We start from the raw sequence: 22734 nt of genomic DNA on the forward strand, positions 1-22734 counted from the left end.
TCTTAGCCTTCTATTACCAGCAGATTGCCAGTGACCTTACGCGGTTTGCTGATATCGCCGTCCAGCAGCTCGCCGCCGAAATCCTTCGCGCAACGCTTTGCGAGTTCAAGAAAGGGCGGTCGGCCGGGATCGGCAATAATAATAGTGCCAACCTTGGCTTTAACGGCTTTTTTGACGAGGCTGTAAAGCGGGTCAACAAGCTCGTCCCAGAAGCAGATATCGCCGCCGAGAACGTAATCAAAGCCTTTCAGGTCCTTGATTTTCAATTCTTCATAACGCGCAACGACGGTCTCTACTTCAACGTCGTTCAGCAGGCTGTGGGTCTCGAGAAAAGGGAAGACATTAGGGTCGGCGTCGGTGGCGGTAACATTGGCGTCAAAGTGCTTGGCACAGAAGATGGACAGCAAACCCCAGCCGGCGCCCACCTCGAGGATGTCGGCATCAGGTTCCGGCTCGTGCCGCTTGAGATAATCCATGATCATGAAACTGGAGCCCCACACCTTAGTGCCGTGAATTTCCGGTGTGGGCAGCGCATCAATGATGTGTTTTATCAGGTGGTGTTTCTTTTTGAGGATAATCAGGTCGTTGAGGTAGTAGTAATCTTCGTTAGCCATGCGCACTCTAATTGTTAGTTTAGCTGTCTTCCCAGTCTGCCAGCGCCAGATGACAGTTTTAGTGGGGGATATCCTTGGGTGAATCAAAGTGTATCAGCTCGGCACAACCGGCGCGTATCTGATCCCAGTATTCGACCTTTAAGTGCAGTTCGGCAAAGCCGGCCGTGGGGAAGTGCTTGTGGTCCAGACCGGTGAGCATAATCAGCAGCTCTTCAAGCGCCGGGTTGTGACCGACCACCAGAATACGTTGCAGGCGCGTATCGCAATCTCTCAGCCAGGCTAGCAGTTGAGTGTGGTCAAAGGTGTAGAGTGCGTCGTCTAGGGTCAGTTCGCCAGAGGGCGCATCCAGTGCGTTGCGCACGCGCTTGATTGTACTGCGACAGCGCTTGGCCGGGCTGCTGAAGATATGCTCCACCGCACTGCAATGCTGCTCGATCACGCTGGCAATGGCCAGCGCGTCGCGCTTGCCACGCTTGGACAGCGGCCTGTCGAAGTCGTCGAGGCTTGCGTCGTCGTGGCTGGATTTGGCGTGTCGTAACAGGTAAAGAGTTTTCACTTGTTGTGTTCGCGCAGTACGCGTTGCTTTTGACGGTCCCAGTCGCGCTCTTTTTCGGTATCGCGTTTGTCGTGTTGCTGCTTGCCTTTGGCAAGCGCGATTTCAGCCTTGATAAGGTGTTTCTTCCAATAGAGCGCGGTACACACACAGGTATAGCCCTTTTGCTGGGTGGCTTCAAGCAGCCGGGCCAGCTCTTTGCTGTGCAGCAGCAGTTTGCGGGTGCGGGTGGGATCGCTCACATAATGCGTGGACACGGTTTGCAGCGGCGTGATCTGGGTGCCTAGCAGCCAGGCCTCACCATCCTTGAGCAGAACGTAGCTCTCTGTGATCTGCACCTTGCCGGCGCGGGCGCTTTTCACTTCCCAGCCGTGTAGGGCAACACCGGCTTCAAATTTGTCGGTGAGGTGATAGTCGTGACGTGCTCGCTTGTTGAGAGCGATCGTCGAACTGTTCTGTTTCGGTTTATTGGCAGCCATGGGCGCGCATTATAGGGCTTCTCGCTGGTAAAGCCTACGGAGCTGAGCCAAAATGCCTGCGTATCAGCTATTTATGGGGAATGGTATTGCAACGGGAAACCCTGCAGGGCGTTTGGGTCAGTCGCTGGACCTTTGTGGCTGCGGCCTCCGGTCTGGCTATCGGGCTGGGTAATTTCTGGCGATTTCCCCATGAGGTGGGGCACTACGGCGGCCTGCTCTACATTCTGGCCTATCTCTTTTTTCTTTTGACCCTCGCCATGCCGGTGATGCTGGCGGAAGTGGTGATGGGCTCGCGCGGGCGCGCAAACCCTGAAACCGCCATCCAGTTTCTCAATCTGGAGTCGGGCAGTCGCCGGGAGTGGCGCTTGTCGCCCGTCCTCGCAATGGTGACCGGGCTGTTGATTCTTGTGCACATGGCGGTGATTGCCGGCTGGATACTCAGTTATGCCTACTATCTGTCGGATCATAAGCTGGGAGCGATCAGTATTGAGTTTGCGGGTGAGTATTTTGCGAGCTACATCCAGTCGCGCGAGGAAATGCTGAAGGGCTTTACAGGCTTTATGATCATATTGCTGCCGCTGGCCATGATGCGCATGACGGTGGCGACGGGACAACTTCTGCGCCTGCTGGTGCCCATCATCCTGATCGCCCTGTTGGGTATGGCCTATGCCGCGTCGCAAATGGGCAACTTTCCGGCGGGGCTGTCTTGGATGCTGGCGGTGCGCCCGGAAGATTTCGGGCGCGATGCAATTGTCTCGGCCCTTGGGCAGGCTTTTTATTCATTGGGTATCGGTGTGGGCGCGATGATGATATACGGCGCCTATTTTCCCGATGGTCGTTCCATTTCCCGGCAGGTGGGTGCGGTTGCAGTCATCGATACAGTAGTGGCCTTGGTGGCGGGTATCAGCATTTATGCGTTGGTGCTGGATTACAATATCGAGCCGGGCAACAGCGTCCCGCTGCTGTTTATCAGTTTGCCCTATGTGTTTGGCAATCTGCCCTTTGGCGATCTGTTGGGCGGTGCCTTCTTTGTATTGCTTGGCTTGGTGATGTTGTGCAGCGCGCTGGCACTGCTGGAGCCGACGCTGGCCTGGCTGGTGGAAAAAAGCCCGCTGCCGCGCTGGTTTGCCGCATTGCTGCTGGTGGTGGGTGTGTGGCTGGCGGGGGTCTGGGTGATTGAGGATGTGGCCGCGCCGGGGCCCGCGACTCGACTCTTCATACTGAATCGCGTGACGTCGGAATTACTGCTGCCCTTGAGTGCGCTGGGGCTCGCGCTTTACGCGGGCTGGGTACTGAGGGATGTGCAGGCGCGGGATGAGCTGTACTACTGCAACCCCCGCACATTTTGGATTTGGCGAATACTTTTGCGGTATATTGCGCCCCCCGCCATTCTGGCGGTACTGGTATTGGCCAATTTACCCAAGCAGTGATCGAGTATGACGACCATCAGCCGCAGTGCCTTGCTGCCGTATTCTGCCGATCAGATCTTTGAACTGATCAACGACGTAAGCGCCTACCCGGAGTTTATGGACGGCTGTGTCGGGGCAGAGGTGCTCTCAGAAAGCGACGACGCCATGGTGGCCAGGCTTGATCTGTCACGTGCGGGCGTTCGCCAGAGCTTTACTACCCGCAATGCCCTGCAGCGGCCGCTTGAGATCAAACTGGATCTGGTTGACGGCCCCTTTGAGTCTTTTACCGGGCGCTGGACCTTGCTGGCGCTGAATGAGCGGGCCTGCAAGGTATCCCTGTTTCTGAGTTTCACGCTCAATAGCAGCGTACTGAGCGCGGCCGCCAGACAATTGTTCAACGGCGCGGCCAATTCCATGGTGGATGCGATGGTCAAGCGAGCAAAGGTTGTATATGGATAATCAGATGATTCATGTTGAAGTGGTCTATGCCACGCCGGACAAACAGCAGATTGTTGCGCTGGAAGTACCAGCGGGAACCACCGTGCGCGACGCGGCCTTGAAGTCGGGTCTCGACAGGCAGTTTGAGGGGCTGGATCTGGCGAAGGCTGATCTGGGGATTTTCGGCAAGGCCGTTGCCAAGCCGGAGAGCGTCGAATTAAGCGATGGCGACCGGGTGGAAATTTACCGCCCCCTGATTGCCGACCCGAAAGAGGTGCGCAAGCAGCGAGCGGCCAAGGTCAAGGCGCGGCAGGAGGCCGAGGGGCGCCGCTGAAGTCACCTTCTTCCTCGTCAAATTCGCCTTCTTCCATCGGCTCGACAGGCGGGCTCTGTTCTTTGTCTGCGACGATGGTGCTTTCGTAGTGACTCAGTGCCCCATTGTCGAAAAAGACCGTCAATCGCTGCTTTTCGACGGTGTCATCGGGCTTGCGCAATACGTAGAGGTAGTCCCAGCGATCGCTTGCAAAGCTGTCGCGAATGAGCGGGGTGCCGAGCACAAACTCAACCTGTCCAGTGGACATGCCGGGCTCAAGTTGACTGACCATTTCTTCGGTCACGATATTGCCCTGCTCGATAGGGAGTTTGTAAACGCCGGGAAACTCCAGCGTACTGCAGGCGAACAGCGGCGAAAGGATAATAATCAGGGCAAGGCTTTTTCGCATCATCGGGTACTTAACTTTCATCATCGGTAAAGGCGTGGGATAATAGCGCATTACGTAAACCAACGCTAAGGGATACCCCATGTCCGTCGAAAATCAGGAACTCAAGAAGGCCGGACTGAAGATAACCCTGCCGCGCGTGAAAATCCTGGAACTGCTTGAAACCGCCGAGCACAATAACCAGCACCTCAGCGCAGAAGATGTCTACCGCACGCTGATGGAGTCCGGCGAAGACGTGGGTCTTGCCACCGTCTACCGGGTGTTGACCCAGTTTGAATCTGCCGGCTTGGTTGTGCGTCATAATTTTGAAGGCGGCCATTCTGTGTTTGAGTTGGCCAAGGGTGAGCACCACGACCATATGGTGAACTTGGACAGCGGCGAAGTAGTCGAGTTCTGCGATGAAGTGATTGAAAAGCGTCAGCGCCAGATTGCGGATGATATGGGCTTTGAGCTGATCGACCACAGCTTGGTTCTGTATGTGAAGCGCAAGAAAAAATAGCCTCAGGGTGAGGAGAGAAAGCCAGCCTTAGTGCTGGCTTTTTTGTGGGTGGACGTCCGACATCCGAACAATCAATGCGCCGTTGCCACCATTTCCCGGGCGTGGGCCAAGGTGCTGTCGGTAATGGCCACTCCACCGAGCATGCGCGCAATTTCCTCCACTTTTTCATTGTCACTCAGCGCGACCAACTGGGTTTTAACGGATTTCTTGTCAGACTGCTTGCTGACCTTGATGTGGTGGTCGGCCTGACTGGCAACCTGGGCCTGGTGAGTGACACAGAGTACCTGAGTGGTCTGGCCAAGTTGCTGCAGCAAGGTGCCGACGATTTCCGCGGTGGCGCCGCCAATGCCCACATCCACCTCGTCGAAGATGATGGTAGGTACGGTAACGGCTTGGGCGTTGACCACGTGAATGGCCAGGCTGATACGCGACAGCTCACCGCCGGAGGCGATCTTGTTTAAGGGCCCGGGTTTGCTGCCGGGGTTGGTGCTGATCAGAAATTCGACGTCTTCCAGGCCGTGGCTGGCCAGAGTGCCGGCTTCGACGGGTTCGAGGTTAATCTGAAAGCGGCAGTTAGCCATGGACAGATCGGCCAGATGGGCTTCCACTTTTTTGCTGATGCTGGCCGCCGTTTTCTGGCGTTTCTTACTCAGGCTCTCGGCGGACTTGCGGTAGTCTTTTTCCAGCTGCTCCAGCGCGGCCGTCAAGCCTTCAACACTGTCATCGCCGCCCTGAATATCATCCAGTTCCTGTTGCAGGCGCTGCTGCAGGTCGGGCAATTCGTTGCCGCGGCAATGGTGTTTGCGGGCAATCTGGTAAATGGCGTCGAGTCTTTCCTCCACCTGATGCAAGCGTTCCGGGTCGATCTCCGCTCGATCCAGGTGGTGCTGCAGTTCCCGGCTGGCCTCTTCCACCTGTATCAGGGCGGTTTGCAGCATCTCTTCGGCACTGCTTTGCGAGGGGGCCTTGACCGGGCTGGCACGCAGGGACGACAGGGCCTGATGCAGAATGCCCAGAGCATTGACCTCGCCTTCCTTACACAGGTTCAGGGCGTGGTTGCTGGCGTTGAGAATATGCTCGGCGTTGGCCAGCGACTGCTGCTCTTCTTCCAGCGCCTCTACTTCTCCCGCTTGCAGCGACAGCGCGTCTAATTCATCGAGCTGGTATTGCAGCAGTTGTACGCGGGCGGTGCGCTCGTCGCTCTGCTCAGTCAGGGATTTGAGCTTCTGCTGGGTTTTGTGGTGCTGGCGGGCCAGTCTTGCGACCTCGCCGGCCAGATCGCTGGTGCCGGCGCAGATGTCGAGCAGTTCGCGCTGGTAATCTTTCTTCAGCAGCGACTGATGCTCGTGCTGGCTGTGAATATCCACTAGATGTTCGCCCAGGGCCCGCACATCCTGCAGGGTCGAGGGTTGGCCGTTGATGTAGGCCCGAGAGCGGCCTTCGGCGGTAATTACCCGGCGCAGCATCAGCTCTTCGCTGTCGAACAGGTCGCGGCTTTCCAGCCAGCTTTTGGCGGCGGGGAGGGTGGATATATCGAACAGGGCGTGAACCTCCGCCTTGTCGGTGCCGTGGCGCACGATGCCGGCATCGGCCCGGTCCCCCAGGGTAAGCCCCAGTGCGTCCAGCATGATGGATTTGCCCGCACCGGTTTCGCCGGTGAGGGCGGTCATGCCCGGTCGCAGGTCAATATCCAGATTTTCTGCAATGGCGTAGTTGCGAATACAGAGATGAGTCAGCATGCGGGCACCTGTAAGGATACTGGTTAATTATCTATGCGTGGTTATTTATACAGTAAGTTGTAGCGGTGCGGCAAGAGGGGGGTAGGATGACATTGTAAAAGAAGTCGGCTGCTGGCTAGAATGCAGCCGACGTTGTTGCGCAGATTCGAGAATAATATGGTCGCAGATGCTTTGAACGACAGGGCCCAGAAGCTGCTCAAAGTGCTGGTGGAGCGCTATATTCGCGAAGGTCAGCCAGTGGGGTCGCAGACGCTGTTGCAGGACAGCGGCCTGCCGGTCAGTGCGGCAACCGTGCGCAACATCATGGCGGAACTGGAAGACCGGGGTTATGTGGCATCGCCCCACACCTCGGCCGGGCGCATACCCACCCAGCAGGGCTACCGCTTTTTTGTGGATTCGCTGATCACCGTCTCGCCCCTCGAGGGACGCATTCTCAGCAACCTGAAGTTGGAGCTGGATGCGGAAAAAACCTCAGACGAACTGATTGCCTCTGCCTCTCAGCTGCTGTCGAACCTGACCCGCCAGGCAGGCTTGGTGACCTTGCCCAGCCGCCATCGGCTGAGCCTTCGCCAGGTTGAGTTTCTGCCGCTGTCTGACAATCGCATTCTGGTGATTCTGGTGGTGAATCAGCGCGAGGTTCAAAATCGCGTCATTCGCACCGAGCGCGCCTTTGCAGAGAATGAACTCAAGCAGGCCGCCAACTACATCAATCACCATTTCGCCGGCAAAGATCTGGATACCATTCGCGATCAATTGCTCGATGCCATGCGCTCCGACAAGGATGATATCGACCGCTACATGCAGGCTTCGCTCGATCTGGCAGCGCGGGCGCTGGATATGGGGGAAGGTGACGACCGGCCGTCGGAATATGTGCTGGCAGGTGAGACCCAGCTGCTGGAGTCGGCTACCCCGGACAATCTGGACAAGATGCGAGAGCTGTTCAATGCCTTCGAGAGGAAAAAGGATATTCTTGATCTGATTGATCGTTGTCTATTGGCTGAAGGAGTAAAGATATTTATTGGCGAAGAATCCGGCTACAAGGCCTTTGGCGACTTTTCGGTGATTACTGCGCCTTACCAGCTAGGTGATGGCCGTCCGCTCGGCGTGCTCGGCGTGATCGGGCCTACCCGAATGGCCTATGAAAAGGTGATTCCGATGGTGGATGTCACTGCCCGCATGTTGAGTGTGGCCTTGCGCTCCAGCTAAGGTCAACTCTTTGGTTTTCATAAAGAAATTATAATTTTTTTGGCGCTGCCCTTGAATTCGGTAGGCGCGGCCCCATTGTTGCCCTGCACGGGGTTGTTCCCGTGTCGGATAAAACGATGGAGTGAGAACGCGTGGCCGAGGAAAACCCAAAAGATCAGCAAGACGCAGCCGCAGAAAGCCCTGTAGATGAGCAGCAGGGTGCTGCTGCCCAAGAATCCGAAGGCGAAAAAACCGCCGAAGCCGGTTCCGCCGAGGCGCTACAGGCCGAGATCGAGGCGCTCAAGCAGGAGCTGTCAGACACCAAAGATCAGGCGCTGCGCACCGCCGCCGAAGCCCAGAATATTCGCCGTCGCGCCGAGATCGACGCCGATAACGCCCGCAAGTTTGCGGTTGAGCGCTTTGCCAGGGATTTGCTGCCGGTGGTAGACAACCTGGAGCGGGCTTTGGAAAACGCCCCGGGTGAGCAGACTGACGAGGCGGTCAAGGCCGTGCTGGAAGGTATCGAGCTGACCTACCGCAGCTTTGCCGACATGCTTGAAAAGCACAATCTCAAGGCCATCAACCCGGAAGGCGAGCCCTTCGATCCCCAGCTGCACGAAGCCATGTCCATGGTGGAGGCGCCGGGTGCTGAGCCCAATTCCGTGATTCAGGTGGTGCAGAAGGGGTACACCCTCAATGAGCGCCTGCTCCGGGCTGCCATGGTGGTCGTGTCCAAGTAACGGCCAAGCAGCAAAATTTTTGATTTGGCCTTGAATTCAGCGCGACCGGGCCAATATAGAAACCAGAAACGCATTGTAAGTGACCCGCCAGGCGGGCCAAATGGAGAGTTAGACATGGGTAAAATCATTGGTATTGACCTCGGTACCACCAACTCCTGTGTTGCCATCCGCGATGGTGACAAGGTCAAAGTCATCGAGAACGCCGAAGGCGCGCGTACCACGCCGTCCATCGTCGCCTATACCGAAGACGGTGAGGTGCTGGTAGGTCAGAGCGCCAAACGTCAGGCGGTAACCAACCCTCACAACACTCTGTACGCGGTGAAGCGCCTGATCGGTCGCCGCTTTGAAGACGATGTCGTGCAAAAAGACATCAAGATGGTGCCTTACAAAATCGTCAAGGCCGACAACGGTGACGCCTGGGTAGAAGCCCGCGGCGAGAAAATGGCACCGCCCCAAGTGTCTGCTGATGTTCTGAAGAAGATGAAGAAAACCGCCGAAGATTACCTCGGCGAGGAAGTGACCGAAGCGGTTATCACCGTGCCGGCTTACTTTAACGACTCCCAGCGTCAGGCCACCAAAGACGCCGGTCGCATCGCCGGTCTTGATGTAAAGCGCATCATTAACGAGCCGACCGCTGCGGCGCTGGCCTACGGCATGGACAACCTGGAAGGTGACCGCACCATTGCGGTTTACGACTTGGGTGGCGGTACCTTCGATATTTCCATTATCGAAATCGCCGAAGTGGATGGCGAGCACCAGTTTGAAGTGCTGGCCACGAACGGTGACACCTTCCTCGGTGGTGAGGATTTCGACCTGCGCCTGATCGATTATCTGGCGAGCGAATTCAAGAAAGACAACAGCATCGATCTGAAAGGCGATCCGCTGGCGATGCAGCGTCTGAAAGAAGCCGCTGAGAAGGCGAAAATCGAGCTGTCTTCCAGTCAGCAGACTGAAGTGAACCTGCCTTACATCACGGCAGATGCTTCCGGTCCGAAACACCTGGTGGTGAAACTGACTCGCGCCAAGCTGGAATCGCTGGTTGAAGAGCTGGTTGATCGTTCGCTTGAGCCGATGAAAGTCGCGCTGAAAGACGCCGGTCTGTCGGCCTCTGAAATTGGCGACGTGATTCTGGTGGGCGGTCAAACGCGCATGCCGATGGTGCAGAAGAAAGTGGCTGAATTCTTCGGTAAGGAAGCCCGCAAAGATGTGAACCCCGATGAAGCAGTTGCCATGGGTGCGGCTATTCAGGGTGCGGTTCTGGCCGGTGACGTGAAAGACGTGCTGCTGCTGGACGTTACCCCGCTGACCCTGGGTATTGAAACCATGGGCGGCGTAGCGACACCGCTGATTGAGAAGAACACCACGATCCCGACCAAGAAGTCGCAGATCTTCTCAACGGCTGAAGACAACCAGACTGCGGTGACCATTCACGTGGTACAGGGCGAGCGCAAGCAGGCGTCTCAGAACAAATCGCTGGGCCGTTTCGATCTGGCCGACATTCCGCCGGCACAGCGCGGCATGCCGCAGATCGAGGTTACCTTTGACATCGACGCCAACGGTATTCTGCATGTGTCAGCGAAAGATAAGGCGACCGGCAAGGAGCAGTCTATCGTTATCAAGGCCTCTGGTGGCCTGAGCGATGAAGACATCGACAAGATGGTTCAGGAAGCCGAAGCCCACGCGGACGAGGACAAGAAGTTCGAGGAGCTGGTTACCGCGCGCAATACCGCTGAAGGTCTGGCTCACGCCACACGCAAGACTCTGCAGGAGGCTGGTGACAAGGCTTCTGATGAAGAGAAGAGCGCCATCGAAGCGGCTCTGGCCGAAGTGGACGAAGCCGTCAAAGGCGACGATAAGGAAGCCATCGACGCCGCTGCCCAGAAACTGGGTGAGGCTTCCAATTCGCTGGCACAGAAGATGTACGCCGAGCAGGCCGCTCAGGCCGAAGGTGGTGAGCAAACGGCTGACGGCGATAGCTCCAGTGCCGACGACGTTGTCGATGCGGAGTTTGAAGAAGTTAAGGACGACGACAAAAAGTAGTGCGTCGGACGTCAGATGCTCGACGTCTGATGCGGGACGATAGACGCCGGGCCTTTGTGTCCGGCGTTTTGGCTTAAGCTGGTGGTACGGAAAACAACATGTCAAAACGCGATTATTACGAAGTATTGGGTGTCGAAAAGGGCGCTTCTGATCAGGAAATAAAGAAGGCCTACCGGCGTCTGGCGATGAAATATCACCCGGACCGTAATCCGGATGATGAGTCGGCGAAAGCGCGTTTTCAGGAAGCCAGTGAAGCCTACGAAGTACTCTCCGACGAGGAAAAACGCAGCGCTTATGATCGCTTTGGTCATCAGGGTGTTGATGGCATGGGCGGTATGGGCGGCGGCGCCGGCGGTGGTTTCGGCGGCGGCAGCTTCAGCGATATTTTCGGCGACGTCTTCGGCGATATTTTTGGCGGCGGGGGTGGTGGCCGTGGTCGGGGTGGCCCGCAGCGCGGCTCAGATCTGCGCTACACCCTGGAAATTGATCTGGAGCAGGCGGTGCGAGGCACGACTGCGAAGATCAAGATTCCGACGCTGGTTGCCTGTGAACCCTGCGATGGCTCTGGCGCCAAACCCGGCAGCAAGCCGCTGACCTGTTCCACCTGCGGTGGTGTGGGGCAGGTGCGGATGCAACAGGGCTTCTTCTCGGTGCAGCAAACCTGTCCCGCCTGTCACGGCAAAGGTAAAACCATTTCCGACCCCTGCAGCAACTGTCACGGTCAGGGACGTGTAGAAGAGCGCAAAACTCTGTCGGTCAAGGTTCCGCCCGGCGTCGATACGGGCGACCGCATCCGCTTGGCGGGTGAGGGCGAGGCCGGTGCCGACGGCGGCCCGGCGGGCGATCTCTATGTGCAGATAGCCGTCAAAGCCCATCCGCTGTTCGAGCGCGACGGCAAGCACCTGTATTGCGAGGTGCCGATCTCAATCACCGACGCAGCCTTGGGCGGTGAGCTGGAAGTGCCGACGCTGGACGGCCGCGTGAAACTGAAGATTCCGGCGGAAACCCAGACTGGCAAATTGTTCCGTTTGCGCGGGAAAGGCATCAAACCAGTGCGCGGAGGGGCAGTCGGAGATCTGCTGTGCCGTGTGGTTGTGGAAACGCCGGTCAACCTGACCAAAAAGCAGAAAGAGCTGCTTGAGGAGTTTCAGGCCTCACTGGAAGGTGATTCCCACTCCCCGCGACGCAAAAGCTGGTTTGACGGGGTAAAGGAATTCTTTGATGACCTGAAAATCTAGGGGCTGAAGTTGGATGTCTGACGTCGGACGCGAAGGGCAGCCCAGTGCGCCTTTCCAGTTTTGCGGTCAGACGTCCGACATCCAAGGTCCGACAATTCGCGTCGAAGCGCGAACTCCAAGAATACGATCAATCCCGCTACAATGTCCGCAAGTCAAACCAACACGGAAAATCCAATGACTACCCGAATTGCAGTAACCGGCGCCGCAGGCCGCATGGGCAAAACCCTGATTGAAGCGATCAACCTGGCTGATGGCTGTGAACTGACCGCTGCGCTGGAACGCCCCGACAGTTCGCTGATTGGGGCCGACGCGGGTGAATTGGCGGGCTTGGGTAAAAACGGCGTCAGCATTGCCGGCAGTATTGACGACGTTATCCATGATTTTGATGTGCTGATCGACTTCACTGTGCCGGCGGCGACGCTGGCTAACGCAAAAGCCTGTGGCGCGGCTGGCAAGAAAATCGTGATCGGAACAACCGGTTTCAACGTAGAGCAGAAAGCCGAGTTGGACGCAGCCGTGGCAGGCATTGCAGTGTGTCAGGCTTCAAACTTCAGCACGGGTGTCAATCTTTGTTTCAAGTTGCTGGAAATGGCCGCTGGCGTACTGGGCGATGATGTGGATATTGAGATTGTCGAAGCCCATCACCGCCACAAGATTGATGCACCCTCGGGTACAGCGCTGAGCATGGGCCAGGTTGTCGCCGATACCCTCGGGCGCGATTTACAGAAAGTGGCCGTTTACGGCCGCGAGGGTCAAACCGGTGCCCGCGAGCGGGAGACTATCGGCTTTGCCACTGTGCGTGGTGGCGATGTGGTGGGTGATCATACCGTCAGTTTCTTTGCCGAGGGCGAACGGGTGGAAATCACTCACAAAGCCAGCTCTAGAATGTCCTTTGCCCGCGGTGCGGTGCGAGCGGCAAAATGGCTGGCTGATCAGGGCGCTGGTCGTTACGACATGCGCGATGTTCTCGGATTTAACTAGGCGGTAGCGTAACCGCCTTTTGGAGAGGCGGTTGGGTATTCTCAGTAACAAAAGCATCGACTGGTGTGAGCGCGGACTTATCCCGGACAGGCTGGCACGCGCCGGTATGCGCAGATTGGTTGCGCAGCGTCTGGTTGACGAAGGCAATTGCGATGGTGAGATGCGTAGCGAGCGCTTCAATCGCTTTATCGATGAACTGCGCAACAGTCCCATTGCGATTAATACTGACGATGCCAATGAGCAGCACTATGAAGTGCCTGCCGAATTCTTCCACGGCCACCTCGGCACCCATCTGAAATATTCCTGCTGCCTGTATCCTCAGGGCCATGAAACCCTCGACGAGGCCGAGCGACTTATGCTGGAGCTCTATGCCGAGCGAGCGGGGATTACCGATGGCATGCGCATACTCGATCTGGGTTGTGGCTGGGGGTCGCTCTCCCTTTGGCTCGCCCAGCGCTACCCCAATGCGCAGGTGGTGGGCTTGTCCAATTCCTATGGCCAGCGTGAGTTTATTCTTGGTCAGGCTGAGGCGCGAGGAATCCACAATCTGACGATCTACACCGGAAGTATTGTCGAGTTTGAGATGCCCGCTGACGAACCGCCCTTTGACCGTGCGCTGTCGATCGAAATGTTCGAACACATGAAAAACTACGGCGCACTGCTGGCAAAGCTGCGCCCCTGGCTGAAGTCGGATGGGCGCCTTTTTGTGCATATTTTTGTTCACAAGCTGCTGGCCTATCATTTTGAGGATAAGGGCAACGAAGACTGGATGACTCGCTATTTCTTTTCCGGTGGTACCATGCCGTCGGAGCATCTGCTGTATTATTTTCAGGATGATTTTTCCGTGGCGCGCCACTGGTGGGTCAGCGGCGATCACTATGAAAAAACGGCTAATCAGTGGCTGGAAAAACTGGACAGTCGGCGCGCGGAGCTAATGCCGATTCTGCAACGCTGTTATGGGGATGAAGCCGCCATCTGGTTTCAACGCTGGCGCATGTTTTACATGGCGGTGGCGGAACTGTTCGGCTACAACGGGGGGAATGAATGGGGAGTCGGGCATTATTTGTTGGCGCCGCGCTGACGGCAGCAGTCTTGCTACTGCTGACTGGTTGCGCGCCGGCGCGCTACGACGGCCCCGTTAGCGATCATTTTGACGGGCGAGAATTTCACAACGAAACGCCTTTTCCGCATAAATTTTCCGATTTGCTGGGCTATGTGTTCTCGCGCGAAAAAATTGAGTGGCCGCGCGATGAATCAGTCCCCCAGAGGCCGGCGCCCGTGGAACGGATTGGGACGGGCGGTCTGCGCCTGACCTGGGTGAATCACGCCACCCTGCTGATACAGGCAGATAATCTTAATTTGCTCACCGACCCTATTTGGTCTGAGCGCGCCAGTCCGCTGAGTTTTGCCGGGCCGAAGCGTCACCATCCGCCGGGCATTCCCTTTTCCAAACTGCCGCCCATTGATGTGGTCATGATCAGTCACAGCCACTACGACCATATGGATTCTCCCACGCTGAAGCGCCTGCACGCCGAGCACAACCCGCTGTTTGTGGTTCCGCTGGGCAATGCGGTGCTACTCGAATCGCTGGGCATTGAGCGGATTGTCGAGCTGGATTGGTGGCAGGGTGTTTCGCTGTCGAACGGTTGCAGTCTGAGTGCGGCTCAGGTGAAGCACTGGTCGAATCGGCGGGTGTTTCCCTCGGACCGGAACCTGAGCCTGTGGGCAGGTTTTGTGCTGGAAACGACCGGCGGGCCCGTGTATTTCGGTGGCGACAGCGGCTACGGCCCCCACTACGGGAAAACCCGGGAGCGCTATGGTGCCATGCGCGCGGCCATGCTGCCGATCGGTGCCTATCTGCCGCGCTGGTTTATGGCGTACCAGCATATGGGGCCGGCAGAGGCGGTGCAGGCGCACCAGGATCTGGCGGCGCAGTTCAGTTTGGGGATTCACTGGGGAGCCTTCAAGTTGTCAGTTGAACGCCGTTTTCAGGCAGTTGAGGATCTTGCGGTGGAGGTGAAACGCAGCGGCCTGAACGAACGGGACTTTGTTGCCCCGGCAGTGGGGGCTCACTATGATGTGCAGCCTTTGCCCGGTGCAACCGGGTGTCGTTAACAGCTCAGGACGATGTTACGTGTCGCGTGTTTCCATAGCTTTACCCGAAATTTTCCAGTTCACCACTGAATTGCCGGTTCTGATCGGTCAGGTCAACAGCGGCAACCACCTCGGCAACGATGCTCTGGTAAGCGTCATGAATGAGGCCCGGGTGCGCTTCACTCGCCAGCAGGGCTTTTTGGAAAATGATGTGGCCCGTGGACTGACGATGGTGAATGCCGATCTGGCCGTGGTGTATCAGTCTGAAGCCCATTACGGCGAGGTGCTGGTCGTGTCGATTGCCGCTGTGAACTTTCATCGCTGCGGTTATGATTTCGTCTACCGATTGACGGATAAGGCCAGCGGGCGGGCCATTGCTCAGGGCAAAACCGCGCACATTCTTATCGATGCAGAGGCTAGAAAGCCCATCTCCGAGCCACCCGGCTACTTCGATCCCCTCAGAAGCAATTGATGCAGGCCTCGATTAACGCTGTAGTTAAAGAATTGACAGGTCAAGGCCTCGCGTAAAGTACGTATAGCGCCTATGTCACAGTATCGGTACCTTTGTGCTTAGATTTGACCATAGGAATCTACCCGCAATGGATATTCGATCTAATGTTATGGGCGCTCTGGTGGGCGTTCTTCTGCTGGCACTGGCCGCGGTTTCGCTGGTTTTCATTGGCGACGGGGGCGTGCCAGACAGGGTTCGGGACGTGCGCGTGCTGCAATACCTTGGCTTGTCGAGCCTTGCCGTTTTGCTTGCCGTCTGGGTAACCAGTAGCGTCGTGGCGCGTCGCCTGACCCTGCCAATCGAGCAGCTGACCGATAGCCTGGAGCGTATGCAGCGCGGCAAATTTGCGTGGAAGGTGCCTCACCAGGATCGCGACGATGAGATAGGTACCCTTGCTCGGGCTATGGTTGAAGCGGGAAACCGCCAACGGCACGAAATATCGGAGGTCGTTGAAGGAGCGCAGAATATCAAGCGTCAACTGATGCTTGCCAACAACCGCTTGGACACGGTCTATACAGAGCTGGAATCCTCGAAGACCGCGCTGGATTCCACCCTTGGTCAGCTCGACCAGCTGGAAGTCGTTGATAAACATACCGAGTTGCTAAATCGTCGTTTCTTCGATCAGTCCTTTGCCTATGAGTGGAAGCGCATCCAGCGCAATGGCAAGCCGCTGTCGGTGGCCCTGTGCCGCGTGGCCGACTGGACTGTTCTGGTAGACCGTTTCGGAGAAAGCAGAGCAAATGGCGTAATTCAGAAAATTGGTAATTTGATTGCCGATACGGTTCGAACGACTGATCTTGTGGCGCGGTACAGCGACGACTCTGTTGTATTGATGCTGCCCGAAACACAGGGTTACAACGCCAGTCGGGTGGTGGATGATATACGCAAACTGATTTCCACGCTCGAATTCGAGTCTCCGATCAGGTCCCACGAAGTGAGAGTGGCGGTTGGCCTGGCAGCTAGCGACACGCGTGAAGGTGAAGGGATTGATTTTTCGGATCGTTTGGAGGAGGCGCTTGGAAAAGCGATTGCCCAAGGCGGTCTCGAACTGGGGGTCGCCTGATTGCGGGTGGCAATAGCGGTTCAGGTTCTATACTGTAGTCGTACTTAGTCAGCCCTGCCGAGGGTAATGCTGGCCTGGCACGCCCCTTATGCTCCCAAGTGTCTGGGGGTCAGGCGTGCTGAGACGGTCGGCAAGCCCGCCCGTTGATTATCGGGCTGTATACATTCTTCAAAGAAATAGCCGGGATTACACGGCGCGCCGGTAGACAGCTTCGGGGCAGATCGCGTAAAATCGCGCGCCAGAATCCTGTGGCCGGTGAAGCCGGTGAGCCGATTACGGTATACCGAAAGCGAGATGGGGCCCTCATCTCGCTTTTTTGCGCACGCCCACTTTATCCGTCCGCGTTCTGGCCCGAATTTTAAGGGGTGGGAGCGCGGCAGTCTGTTACCCAAGGAGGTTTGCTTGACGGTTCCAGCTATACTCGCCCTCGCCGATGGAAGCATATTCAGGGGTATTGCAATAGGGGCCGAAGGGCACTCGGTTGGTGAAGTGGTGTTTAACACTGCCATGACCGGCTATCAGGAAATCCTGACTGATCCCTCTTATGCCCGGCAACTTGTGACCCTGACTTATCCCCATATCGGCAATACCGGCGTTAATGATGAAGACGAAGAGGCCAGCGAAATCTGGGCTTCGGGTCTGATCATTCGCGACCTGCCCATGCTGGCCAGTAATTTCCGCAGCCAGCAGAGCCTGTCGGACTATCTGAAAGCCCGCAATATCTGTGGCATCGCCGATATCGATACCCGGCGCCTGACCCGTATTCTTCGCGACAAAGGTGCCCAGAACGGCTGTTTAATGGCCGGTGATATCGACGAAGCCAAGGCGCTGGAGCTGGCCAAGGGCTTTGCCGGTCTGAAAGGCATGGATCTGGCGAAGGAAGTCACCACCGCCGAGTCCTACGCCTGGCGTGAAGGCACCTGGCAGCTGGGCAAGGGGCATCCAACCCTCGACGACGCTGAACTGCCTTACAATGTTGTGGCTTACGACTTTGGTGCCAAGCGCAATATTCTGCGCATGTTGACCGATCGCGGCTGCCGTCTCACCGTTGTGCCAGCCAAAACCCCCGCCGCCGATGTGTTGGCGATGAAGCCTGATGGCGTGTTTCTGTCCAACGGCCCTGGCGACCCCGAGCCCTGCGATTACGCCATTGAGGCGATCCGCGAGATTGTTGAAACAGGAACGCCGGTCTACGGCATTTGCCTTGGCCATCAGCTGCTGGCGCTGGCCTCTGGCGCAAAGACGCTGAAAATGAAGTTTGGTCATCACGGCGCCAATCATCCGGTGCAGGATCTCAAGACCGGGGTGGTGCATATCACCAGCCAGAACCACGGCTTTGCGGTTGATGAAGACAGCCTGCCTGACAATCTGAAGGCGACGCATAAGTCTTTGTTCGACGGCAGCCTGCAGGGCGTCCACCGCACTGACAAGCCGGCTTTCAGCTTTCAGGGGCACCCGGAAGCCAGCCCTGGTCCGCACGATATAGCGCCCTTGTTCGATCATTTCATCGAGCTGATGAAAGCCCACAAAAGCGCGGGTTAACAGACGCTTCTCAGACCCGCGCAAACGCGTCGGGTCTGACGTCCGACGTCGGACGTTAAACACGCGCGTCAGACGTCTGATCTCCGACGTCCGACCGAATACTAACGAAGTTCTGAATTCGACGGTTACGACAACGCCATGCCAAAACGCACAGACATCCAATCAATCCTTATCATCGGTGCCGGTCCCATTGTCATCGGCCAGGCCTGTGAGTTCGACTACTCCGGTGCGCAGGCGTGCAAGGCCCTGAAGGAAGAGGGCTTCCGCGTTATTCTGGTGAACTCCAACCCGGCCACTATCATGACCGACCCGGCGATGGCCGATGCGACCTATATTGAGCCAGTGCAGTGGACGACGGTTGCCAAAATCATCGAAAAAGAACGTCCCGACGCGATCCTGCCCACCATGGGCGGACAGACGGCCCTGAACTGTGCGCTGGATCTGGAGCGTGAAGGCGTTCTGGAAAAGTACGGCGTTGAACTGATTGGCGCGACCGCCGAGGCCATCGACAAGGCGGAAGACCGTCAACTGTTCGACGAGGCGATGAAGCGTATTGGTTTGGAAACGCCCCGCTCGGCGCTGGCCCACAGCATGGAAGAAGCCCTGCAGGTGCTCGATTCCATCGGCTTCCCGGCCATCATTCGCCCCTCTTTCACCATGGGTGGCAGCGGCGGTGGTATTGCCTACAACCGCGAAGAGTACGTGGAGATCTGTGAGCGCGGTCTGGACCTGTCGCCGACCAATGAGCTGCTGATCGACGAGTCCCTGATCGGCTGGAAAGAATTTGAGATGGAGGTTGTCCGCGACAAGAACGACAACTGCATCATTGTCTGCGCAATAGAAAATTTTGACCCCATGGGTGTGCATACCGGTGACTCCATTACCGTGGCCCCGGCCCAGACCCTGACGGACAAGGAATACCAGATCATGCGCAACGCCTCCTGTGCGGTGCTGCGTGAAATCGGGGTGGAGACCGGCGGTTCCAACGTCCAGTTTGGTATCGACCCGAAAGATGGCCGCATGGTCATTATCGAAATGAACCCGCGTGTCAGCCGTTCTTCGGCACTGGCCTCCAAGGCCACCGGTTTCCCGATTGCGAAGGTTGCCGCAAAGCTGGCTGTTGGCTACACACTCGATGAGCTGCAGAACGACATTACCGGCGGCGCGACACCGGCTTCGTTTGAACCGGCCATCGACTACGTGGTTACCAAAATTCCGCGCTTTACCTTTGAGAAATTTGGCGAAGCCCAGCCGCGCCTGCACACCCAGATGAAGTCGGTGGGCGAGGTGATGGCGATTGGCCGAAGTTTCCAGGAGTCGGTTCAGAAAGCCCTGCGCGGTCTGGAAGTCGGCTCCTCAGGCTTCGAACACAAGATTGATACCGACCGCAGTGATGCCCGTGAAACCCTGATTGGTGAGCTGACCAACCCGGGACCAGAGCGTATCTGGTACGTGGGTGACGCCTTCCGCATGGGCATGAGCCTTGACGAGGTCTATGACTACTCCGGCATCGACCCCTGGTTTCTGGTGCAGATCGAAGACATCATTAAAACCGAGAACAGCCTGAAAACCGTCAAGCTGGAAGATATCGACGCCGCCCAGATGTTTGCGCTCAAGCGCAAGGGCTTTTCCGATCAACGCCTCGCGGTGCTGCTTGGTGTTGGCAAGACCGCTGTGCGCGAGCATCGCCACAAGCTGAATATTCGCCCGGTGTTCAAGCGGGTGGATACCTGTGCCGCCGAATTTGCGACGGCTACGGCTTACATGTACTCCACTTACGAGGAGGAGTGCGAAGCGAACCCCTCGGACAAAGACAAGATTCTGGTTATCGGCGGTGGCCCCAACCGTATCGGTCAGGGTATCGAGTTTGACTACTGCTGTGTGCACGCGGCGCTGGCCATGCGCGAAGACGGTTACGAGACCATCATGGTCAACTGTAACCCGGAGACCGTTTCCACCGACTACGACACGTCTGACCGCCTCTACTTCGAGCCGGTAACGCTGGAAGACGTGTTGGAAATTGTCGACAAGGAAAAACCCAAGGGTGTGATTGTCCAGTTCGGTGGTCAGACGCCGCTTAAATTGGCGCGCGCTCTGGAAGCTGCCGGGGTGCCGATTATCGGCACAACGCCCGACGCAATCGACCGCGCCGAAGACCGCGAGCGCTTCCAGCAAATGATTAACAAGCTGGACCTGCTGCAGCCGCCGAATGCCATTGTGCGCTCGGTAGAAGAGGCCATGAACGTCGCCGAACAAATTGGTTATCCGTTGGTGGTTCGTCCTTCCTACGTGCTCGGTGGCCGTGCCATGGAGATCGTCTACAAGGAAGACGAACTGGAGCGCTATATGGTGCAGGCGGTTCACGTCTCCGAAGACTCGCCGGTATTGCTGGATCACTTCCTGAGCGCCGCGGTTGAGGTGGATATCGACGCTGTATCCGATGGTAACGATGTGGTGATCGGTGCGATCATGCAGCACATTGAGCAGGCCGGTGTTCACTCCGGTGACTCGGCCTGTTCGTTGCCGCCTTACTCCCTGCCGCAGGATGTACAGGAAGAGATGCGCTCCATCGTCAAGGCCATGGCCATTGAGCTGGGCGTTAAAGGCCTGATGAATGTGCAGCTCGCCTGGCAGGATGGCAAGATTTACGTCATTGAAGTGAATCCCCGAGCCTCGCGTACGGTACCCTTTGTGTCCAAGTGTATCGGTGTGTCACTGGCCAAAGTGGCGGCGCGCTGCATGGCGGGTACCACGCTGGCAGAGCAGAATTTCACCGAAGAGGTAATACCGAGCTACTACAGCGTTAAAGAAGCGGTATTCCCCTTTAATAAATTCCCGGGTGTCGATCCGATTCTCGGCCCGGAAATGAAATCCACCGGTGAAGTGATGGGGCTGGGCGAAAGTTTTGCCGAGGCCTTTTCCAAGGCTCAGCGCGGCGCCGGCGAAAAACTGCCCAGGCCCGGTCTGGCCTTTATCAGTGTGCGCAACCCGGATAAGCCGGGTGCTATTGAGGTTGCGCGACAGCTGGTTGGTTTCGGTTTCACACTCTGTGCCACCCGAGGTACCCATGCGGTATTGACCGAGGCGGGTTTGGAATGCAAACGTGTTAACAAAGTGAAAGAAGGTCGTCCGCATATCGTCGATATGGTGAAAAACGGCGACATTCAACTCATTATCAACACCACTGAAGGTAAACAGGCAATTGCCGACTCCTCCACCATCCGCCGCTCGGCGCTGGCTGGAAAGATCCCCTACACCACAACACTGGCCGGTGCGGAAGCTATTTGCATGGCGCTGGCGTTTGGTGAGGAGAAAGTGGTTCGTCGCCTACAAGACGTACATAGAGGGATTTTGCAATGAGCCAGGTACCAATGACCGTAGAGGGTGAAGCCCGCCTGCGGGAAGAACTGAAACGCCTCAAAACTGAAGAACGTCCACGTATTATTCAGGCTATTGCCGAGGCGCGTGAGCACGGCGACCTCAAGGAGAACGCCGAGTACCATGCAGCCCGTGAACAACAGGGTTTCTGCGAAGGCCGCATCAAGGAGCTGGAAGGCAAGCTGGCTGAGGCGCGGGTAATTGACGTCAAGAACCTGCCCAATACTGGCAAAGTCATCTTCGGCGTCACGGTCAGTCTTGTGAACTGTGAGACTGACGAAGAAGTGCGCTACCGTATTGTGGGAGAAGACGAAGCTGAGGTTAAAGCCGGCAAAATCTCGGTGACTTCACCGATCGCCCGTGCCCTGATCGGCAAGGTGGAGGGCGACGTGGTGATCGTGCGGGCACCCGGCGGTGACGTGGAGTATGAAATCGACAAAGTAGAGCACCTCTAAAAGGGTGCTCTTGGCTTAGGCTCGAAGGCTCAGCGCAGCAGGTTGGACAGGCGTGGGTTGGGCTTTTTGGCAGCGCGATAAAGCAGAACCACCTTGCCAATCGACTGCACCAGTTCGGCCTTGTGGGTCTCGCACAGGTGACGGGTAACCAGTTTGCGATCTTCCGGCTCCAGAATGGCCAGTTTTACCTTGATCAGTTCGTGGTCTTCCAGGGCGCGCTCGAGCTCTGCATCCACACCTTCTGTCACGCCGCGCTCCGCAATCATCACCACTGGCTTCAATTTGTGGCCAATTGCGCGCAACTGCTTACGCTTTGCTGTATCCATCTGGTTCTGATCCGAGTGCTGAAAAGGGCGCGTATTGTACTCAAAAGGTATACTGTGCGCGACAGGATTGACCCACCATCGATCAAACGGGATATTTTTCTTGGCTAAAAAACGATCTGCCTCCAGCGGTGCCTGGCTCCGGGAGCATTTTGACGACCACTACGTGAAGCAGGCCCAGCGCGAGGGCTACCGCTCGCGTGCATGCTACAAGTTGCTGGAAATACAGGAAAAAGACCGGATTTTGAAGCCCGGTATGAGCGTGCTGGATCTGGGGGCGGCGCCCGGCGGCTGGTCTCAGGTGGCAGCTGAAATCGTCGGCGAGAAAGGGCGGGTCATAGCCACGGATATTCTGGAAATGGACACGCTGGCCGATGTGGAGTTTTTGCAGGGGGATTTCACTGAAGATGCGGTATTTGAGGAACTGTTGCAGATCATTGGTGACAAACCGCTGGACCTTGTAATTTCCGATATGGCCCCCAATATGAGTGGTATGAGTGCTGTCGACCAGCCCCGCTCCATGTATCTGGTTGAGCTGGCTCTGGATATGGCCCGTCGGGTACTGCGCCCGGGTGGGGTGTTCCTGAGCAAAGCCTTTCACGGTGAGGGTTATGAGGAATTTTACCGTGACATGAAAGGCAGCTTTGAGTCTTCTGTAACCCGCAAACCCAAGGCCTCGCGGCCGCGCTCCAGAGAAGTTTACGTGCTCGGCAAGGGCTTCAAGGGCTAGGTCG

General features: G+C 57.0%; 23 protein-coding genes. 17 read left to right on the plus strand and 6 right to left on the minus strand.

The window, feature by feature from the left end; genetic code table 11:
- Window positions 1-2 precede the first annotated feature (2 nt).
- The 3 genes from ABY734_RS12730 to smpB are packed head-to-tail and all read right to left on the minus strand — an operon-like array spanning window position 3 to window position 1646.
- A complete protein-coding gene (locus ABY734_RS12730) occupies window positions 3-614 on the minus strand; it encodes a methyltransferase (RefSeq protein WP_372779623.1) in 612 nt (203 codons plus the stop codon).
- A gap of 58 nt (window positions 615-672) precedes the next feature.
- Window positions 673-1170, minus strand: a complete 498-nt coding sequence (locus ABY734_RS12735) for a histidine phosphatase family protein (protein ID WP_372779624.1) — start codon at window positions 1168-1170, stop codon at window positions 673-675.
- Complete coding sequence (gene smpB, locus ABY734_RS12740; protein WP_372779625.1) at window positions 1167-1646, minus strand: SsrA-binding protein SmpB; 480 nt, start codon at window positions 1644-1646, stop codon at window positions 1167-1169. Before smpB ends, ABY734_RS12735 begins: the two co-directional genes overlap by 4 nt.
- An 86-nt stretch (window positions 1647-1732) precedes the next feature.
- Here smpB and ABY734_RS12745 point away from each other — a divergent pair, with 86 nt between their 5' ends.
- The 3 genes from ABY734_RS12745 to ABY734_RS12755 are packed head-to-tail and all read left to right on the plus strand — an operon-like array spanning window position 1733 to window position 3827.
- Window positions 1733-3076, plus strand: coding sequence for a sodium-dependent transporter (locus ABY734_RS12745; RefSeq protein ID WP_372779627.1), 1344 nt, complete (start codon window positions 1733-1735; stop codon window positions 3074-3076).
- A 6-nt stretch (window positions 3077-3082) separates the two neighbouring features.
- On the plus strand, window positions 3083-3514 hold the full coding sequence (locus ABY734_RS12750) for a type II toxin-antitoxin system RatA family toxin (protein WP_372779628.1): 432 nt from the start codon (window positions 3083-3085) through the stop codon (window positions 3512-3514).
- Window positions 3507-3827 (plus strand): RnfH family protein, encoded by a 321-nt coding sequence (locus ABY734_RS12755; protein WP_372779629.1) that lies wholly within the window; start codon window positions 3507-3509, stop codon window positions 3825-3827. The genes ABY734_RS12750 and ABY734_RS12755 overlap by 8 nt, the downstream gene beginning before the upstream one ends.
- Here ABY734_RS12755 and ABY734_RS12760 read toward each other — a convergent pair.
- Window positions 3793-4266: an outer membrane protein assembly factor BamE gene (locus ABY734_RS12760; RefSeq protein ID WP_372779630.1), complete on the minus strand. Its 474-nt coding sequence runs from the start codon at window positions 4264-4266 to the stop codon at window positions 3793-3795. The two genes, ABY734_RS12755 and ABY734_RS12760, sit on opposite strands and share 35 nt — an antisense overlap.
- Before the next feature lie 28 nt (window positions 4267-4294).
- On the opposite strand from ABY734_RS12760, the gene fur reads away from it, so the two are divergent.
- Window positions 4295-4711: a ferric iron uptake transcriptional regulator gene (gene fur / locus ABY734_RS12765; protein ID WP_372779631.1), complete on the plus strand. Its 417-nt coding sequence runs from the start codon at window positions 4295-4297 to the stop codon at window positions 4709-4711.
- Window positions 4712-4782: 71 nt separating this feature from the next.
- Here fur and recN read toward each other — a convergent pair whose 3' ends face one another.
- Window positions 4783-6450, minus strand: coding sequence for a DNA repair protein RecN (gene recN / locus ABY734_RS12770; RefSeq protein WP_372779632.1), 1668 nt, complete (start codon window positions 6448-6450; stop codon window positions 4783-4785).
- 156 nt (window positions 6451-6606) lie between these two features.
- On the opposite strand from recN, the gene hrcA reads away from it, so the two are divergent.
- The 12 genes from hrcA (at window position 6607) to greA (ending at window position 21677) form a co-directional block, all read left to right on the plus strand.
- A complete protein-coding gene (hrcA, locus tag ABY734_RS12775) occupies window positions 6607-7656 on the plus strand; it encodes a heat-inducible transcriptional repressor HrcA (RefSeq protein ID WP_372779633.1) in 1050 nt (349 codons plus the stop codon).
- A gap of 131 nt (window positions 7657-7787) precedes the next feature.
- Complete coding sequence (gene grpE / locus ABY734_RS12780) at window positions 7788-8375, plus strand: nucleotide exchange factor GrpE (RefSeq protein WP_372779634.1); 588 nt, start codon at window positions 7788-7790, stop codon at window positions 8373-8375.
- A gap of 114 nt (window positions 8376-8489) precedes the next feature.
- The gene (dnaK, locus tag ABY734_RS12785; protein WP_372779636.1) at window positions 8490-10415 is read left to right on the plus strand and encodes a molecular chaperone DnaK; all 1926 of its coding nucleotides are present in this window, start codon (window positions 8490-8492) and stop codon (window positions 10413-10415) included.
- A gap of 98 nt (window positions 10416-10513) precedes the next feature.
- Complete coding sequence (gene dnaJ / locus ABY734_RS12790; protein ID WP_372779638.1) at window positions 10514-11653, plus strand: molecular chaperone DnaJ; 1140 nt, start codon at window positions 10514-10516, stop codon at window positions 11651-11653.
- 174 nt (window positions 11654-11827) lie between these two features.
- Window positions 11828-12634 (plus strand): 4-hydroxy-tetrahydrodipicolinate reductase, encoded by an 807-nt coding sequence (gene dapB / locus ABY734_RS12795; RefSeq protein ID WP_372779640.1) that lies wholly within the window; start codon window positions 11828-11830, stop codon window positions 12632-12634.
- A 106-nt stretch (window positions 12635-12740) separates the two neighbouring features.
- On the plus strand, window positions 12741-13715 hold the full coding sequence (locus ABY734_RS12800) for a cyclopropane-fatty-acyl-phospholipid synthase family protein (protein WP_372779699.1): 975 nt from the start codon (window positions 12741-12743) through the stop codon (window positions 13713-13715).
- Entirely contained in the window at window positions 13679-14749 is a 1071-nt protein-coding gene (locus ABY734_RS12805) for an MBL fold metallo-hydrolase (protein WP_372779642.1), read from the plus strand. The genes ABY734_RS12800 and ABY734_RS12805 overlap by 37 nt, the downstream gene beginning before the upstream one ends.
- A gap of 19 nt (window positions 14750-14768) precedes the next feature.
- Window positions 14769-15200 carry an acyl-CoA thioesterase gene (locus tag ABY734_RS12810; RefSeq protein WP_372779643.1) on the plus strand — a complete coding sequence of 144 codons (432 nt, stop codon included), beginning with the start codon at window positions 14769-14771 and terminating at the stop codon, window positions 15198-15200.
- 127 nt (window positions 15201-15327) lie between these two features.
- The gene (locus tag ABY734_RS12815; protein WP_372779644.1) at window positions 15328-16302 is read left to right on the plus strand and encodes a diguanylate cyclase domain-containing protein; all 975 of its coding nucleotides are present in this window, start codon (window positions 15328-15330) and stop codon (window positions 16300-16302) included.
- A 402-nt stretch (window positions 16303-16704) separates the two neighbouring features.
- Window positions 16705-17844, plus strand: coding sequence for a glutamine-hydrolyzing carbamoyl-phosphate synthase small subunit (carA, locus tag ABY734_RS12820; protein WP_372779646.1), 1140 nt, complete (start codon window positions 16705-16707; stop codon window positions 17842-17844).
- Window positions 17845-17982: 138 nt separating this feature from the next.
- On the plus strand, window positions 17983-21204 hold the full coding sequence (carB, locus tag ABY734_RS12825) for a carbamoyl-phosphate synthase large subunit (RefSeq protein ID WP_372779648.1): 3222 nt from the start codon (window positions 17983-17985) through the stop codon (window positions 21202-21204).
- The gene (gene greA, locus ABY734_RS12830; protein WP_372779650.1) at window positions 21201-21677 is read left to right on the plus strand and encodes a transcription elongation factor GreA; all 477 of its coding nucleotides are present in this window, start codon (window positions 21201-21203) and stop codon (window positions 21675-21677) included. The genes carB and greA overlap by 4 nt, the downstream gene beginning before the upstream one ends.
- A gap of 29 nt (window positions 21678-21706) precedes the next feature.
- On the opposite strand, the gene ABY734_RS12835 is transcribed toward greA, so the two are convergent.
- Window positions 21707-22003: a YhbY family RNA-binding protein gene (locus ABY734_RS12835; RefSeq protein WP_372779652.1), complete on the minus strand. Its 297-nt coding sequence runs from the start codon at window positions 22001-22003 to the stop codon at window positions 21707-21709.
- A gap of 100 nt (window positions 22004-22103) precedes the next feature.
- Here ABY734_RS12835 and rlmE point away from each other — a divergent pair, with 100 nt between their 5' ends.
- Entirely contained in the window at window positions 22104-22730 is a 627-nt protein-coding gene (rlmE, locus tag ABY734_RS12840) for a 23S rRNA (uridine(2552)-2'-O)-methyltransferase RlmE (protein WP_372779654.1), read from the plus strand.
- The last annotated feature ends 4 nt before the right edge of the window (window positions 22731-22734 follow it).

This window comes from Litorivivens sp. (assembly GCF_041624475.1).
Taxonomy (GTDB): Bacteria; Pseudomonadota; Gammaproteobacteria; order Pseudomonadales; family Spongiibacteraceae; genus Litorivivens.

Coding starts and splice junctions, on each gene's coding strand:
- ABY734_RS12835 (WP_372779652.1), bottom strand. CDS start 22,003: ATGGATACAGCAAAGCGTAAGCAGTTGCGCGCAATTGGCCACAAATTG.
- dnaJ (WP_372779638.1), top strand. CDS start 10,514: ATGTCAAAACGCGATTATTACGAAGTATTGGGTGTCGAAAAGGGCGCT.
- ABY734_RS12800 (WP_372779699.1), top strand. CDS start 12,741: ATGCGCAGATTGGTTGCGCAGCGTCTGGTTGACGAAGGCAATTGCGAT.
- fur (WP_372779631.1), top strand. CDS start 4,295: ATGTCCGTCGAAAATCAGGAACTCAAGAAGGCCGGACTGAAGATAACC.
- ABY734_RS12730 (WP_372779623.1), bottom strand. CDS start 614: ATGGCTAACGAAGATTACTACTACCTCAACGACCTGATTATCCTCAAA.
- ABY734_RS12750 (WP_372779628.1), top strand. CDS start 3,083: ATGACGACCATCAGCCGCAGTGCCTTGCTGCCGTATTCTGCCGATCAG.
- ABY734_RS12805 (WP_372779642.1), top strand. CDS start 13,679: ATGGGGAGTCGGGCATTATTTGTTGGCGCCGCGCTGACGGCAGCAGTC.
- greA (WP_372779650.1), top strand. CDS start 21,201: ATGAGCCAGGTACCAATGACCGTAGAGGGTGAAGCCCGCCTGCGGGAA.
- ABY734_RS12815 (WP_372779644.1), top strand. CDS start 15,328: ATGGATATTCGATCTAATGTTATGGGCGCTCTGGTGGGCGTTCTTCTG.
- ABY734_RS12755 (WP_372779629.1), top strand. CDS start 3,507: ATGGATAATCAGATGATTCATGTTGAAGTGGTCTATGCCACGCCGGAC.
- ABY734_RS12760 (WP_372779630.1), bottom strand. CDS start 4,266: ATGCGCTATTATCCCACGCCTTTACCGATGATGAAAGTTAAGTACCCG.
- dnaK (WP_372779636.1), top strand. CDS start 8,490: ATGGGTAAAATCATTGGTATTGACCTCGGTACCACCAACTCCTGTGTT.
- hrcA (WP_372779633.1), top strand. CDS start 6,607: ATGGTCGCAGATGCTTTGAACGACAGGGCCCAGAAGCTGCTCAAAGTG.
- recN (WP_372779632.1), bottom strand. CDS start 6,450: ATGCTGACTCATCTCTGTATTCGCAACTACGCCATTGCAGAAAATCTG.
- dapB (WP_372779640.1), top strand. CDS start 11,828: ATGACTACCCGAATTGCAGTAACCGGCGCCGCAGGCCGCATGGGCAAA.
- carB (WP_372779648.1), top strand. CDS start 17,983: ATGCCAAAACGCACAGACATCCAATCAATCCTTATCATCGGTGCCGGT.
- smpB (WP_372779625.1), bottom strand. CDS start 1,646: ATGGCTGCCAATAAACCGAAACAGAACAGTTCGACGATCGCTCTCAAC.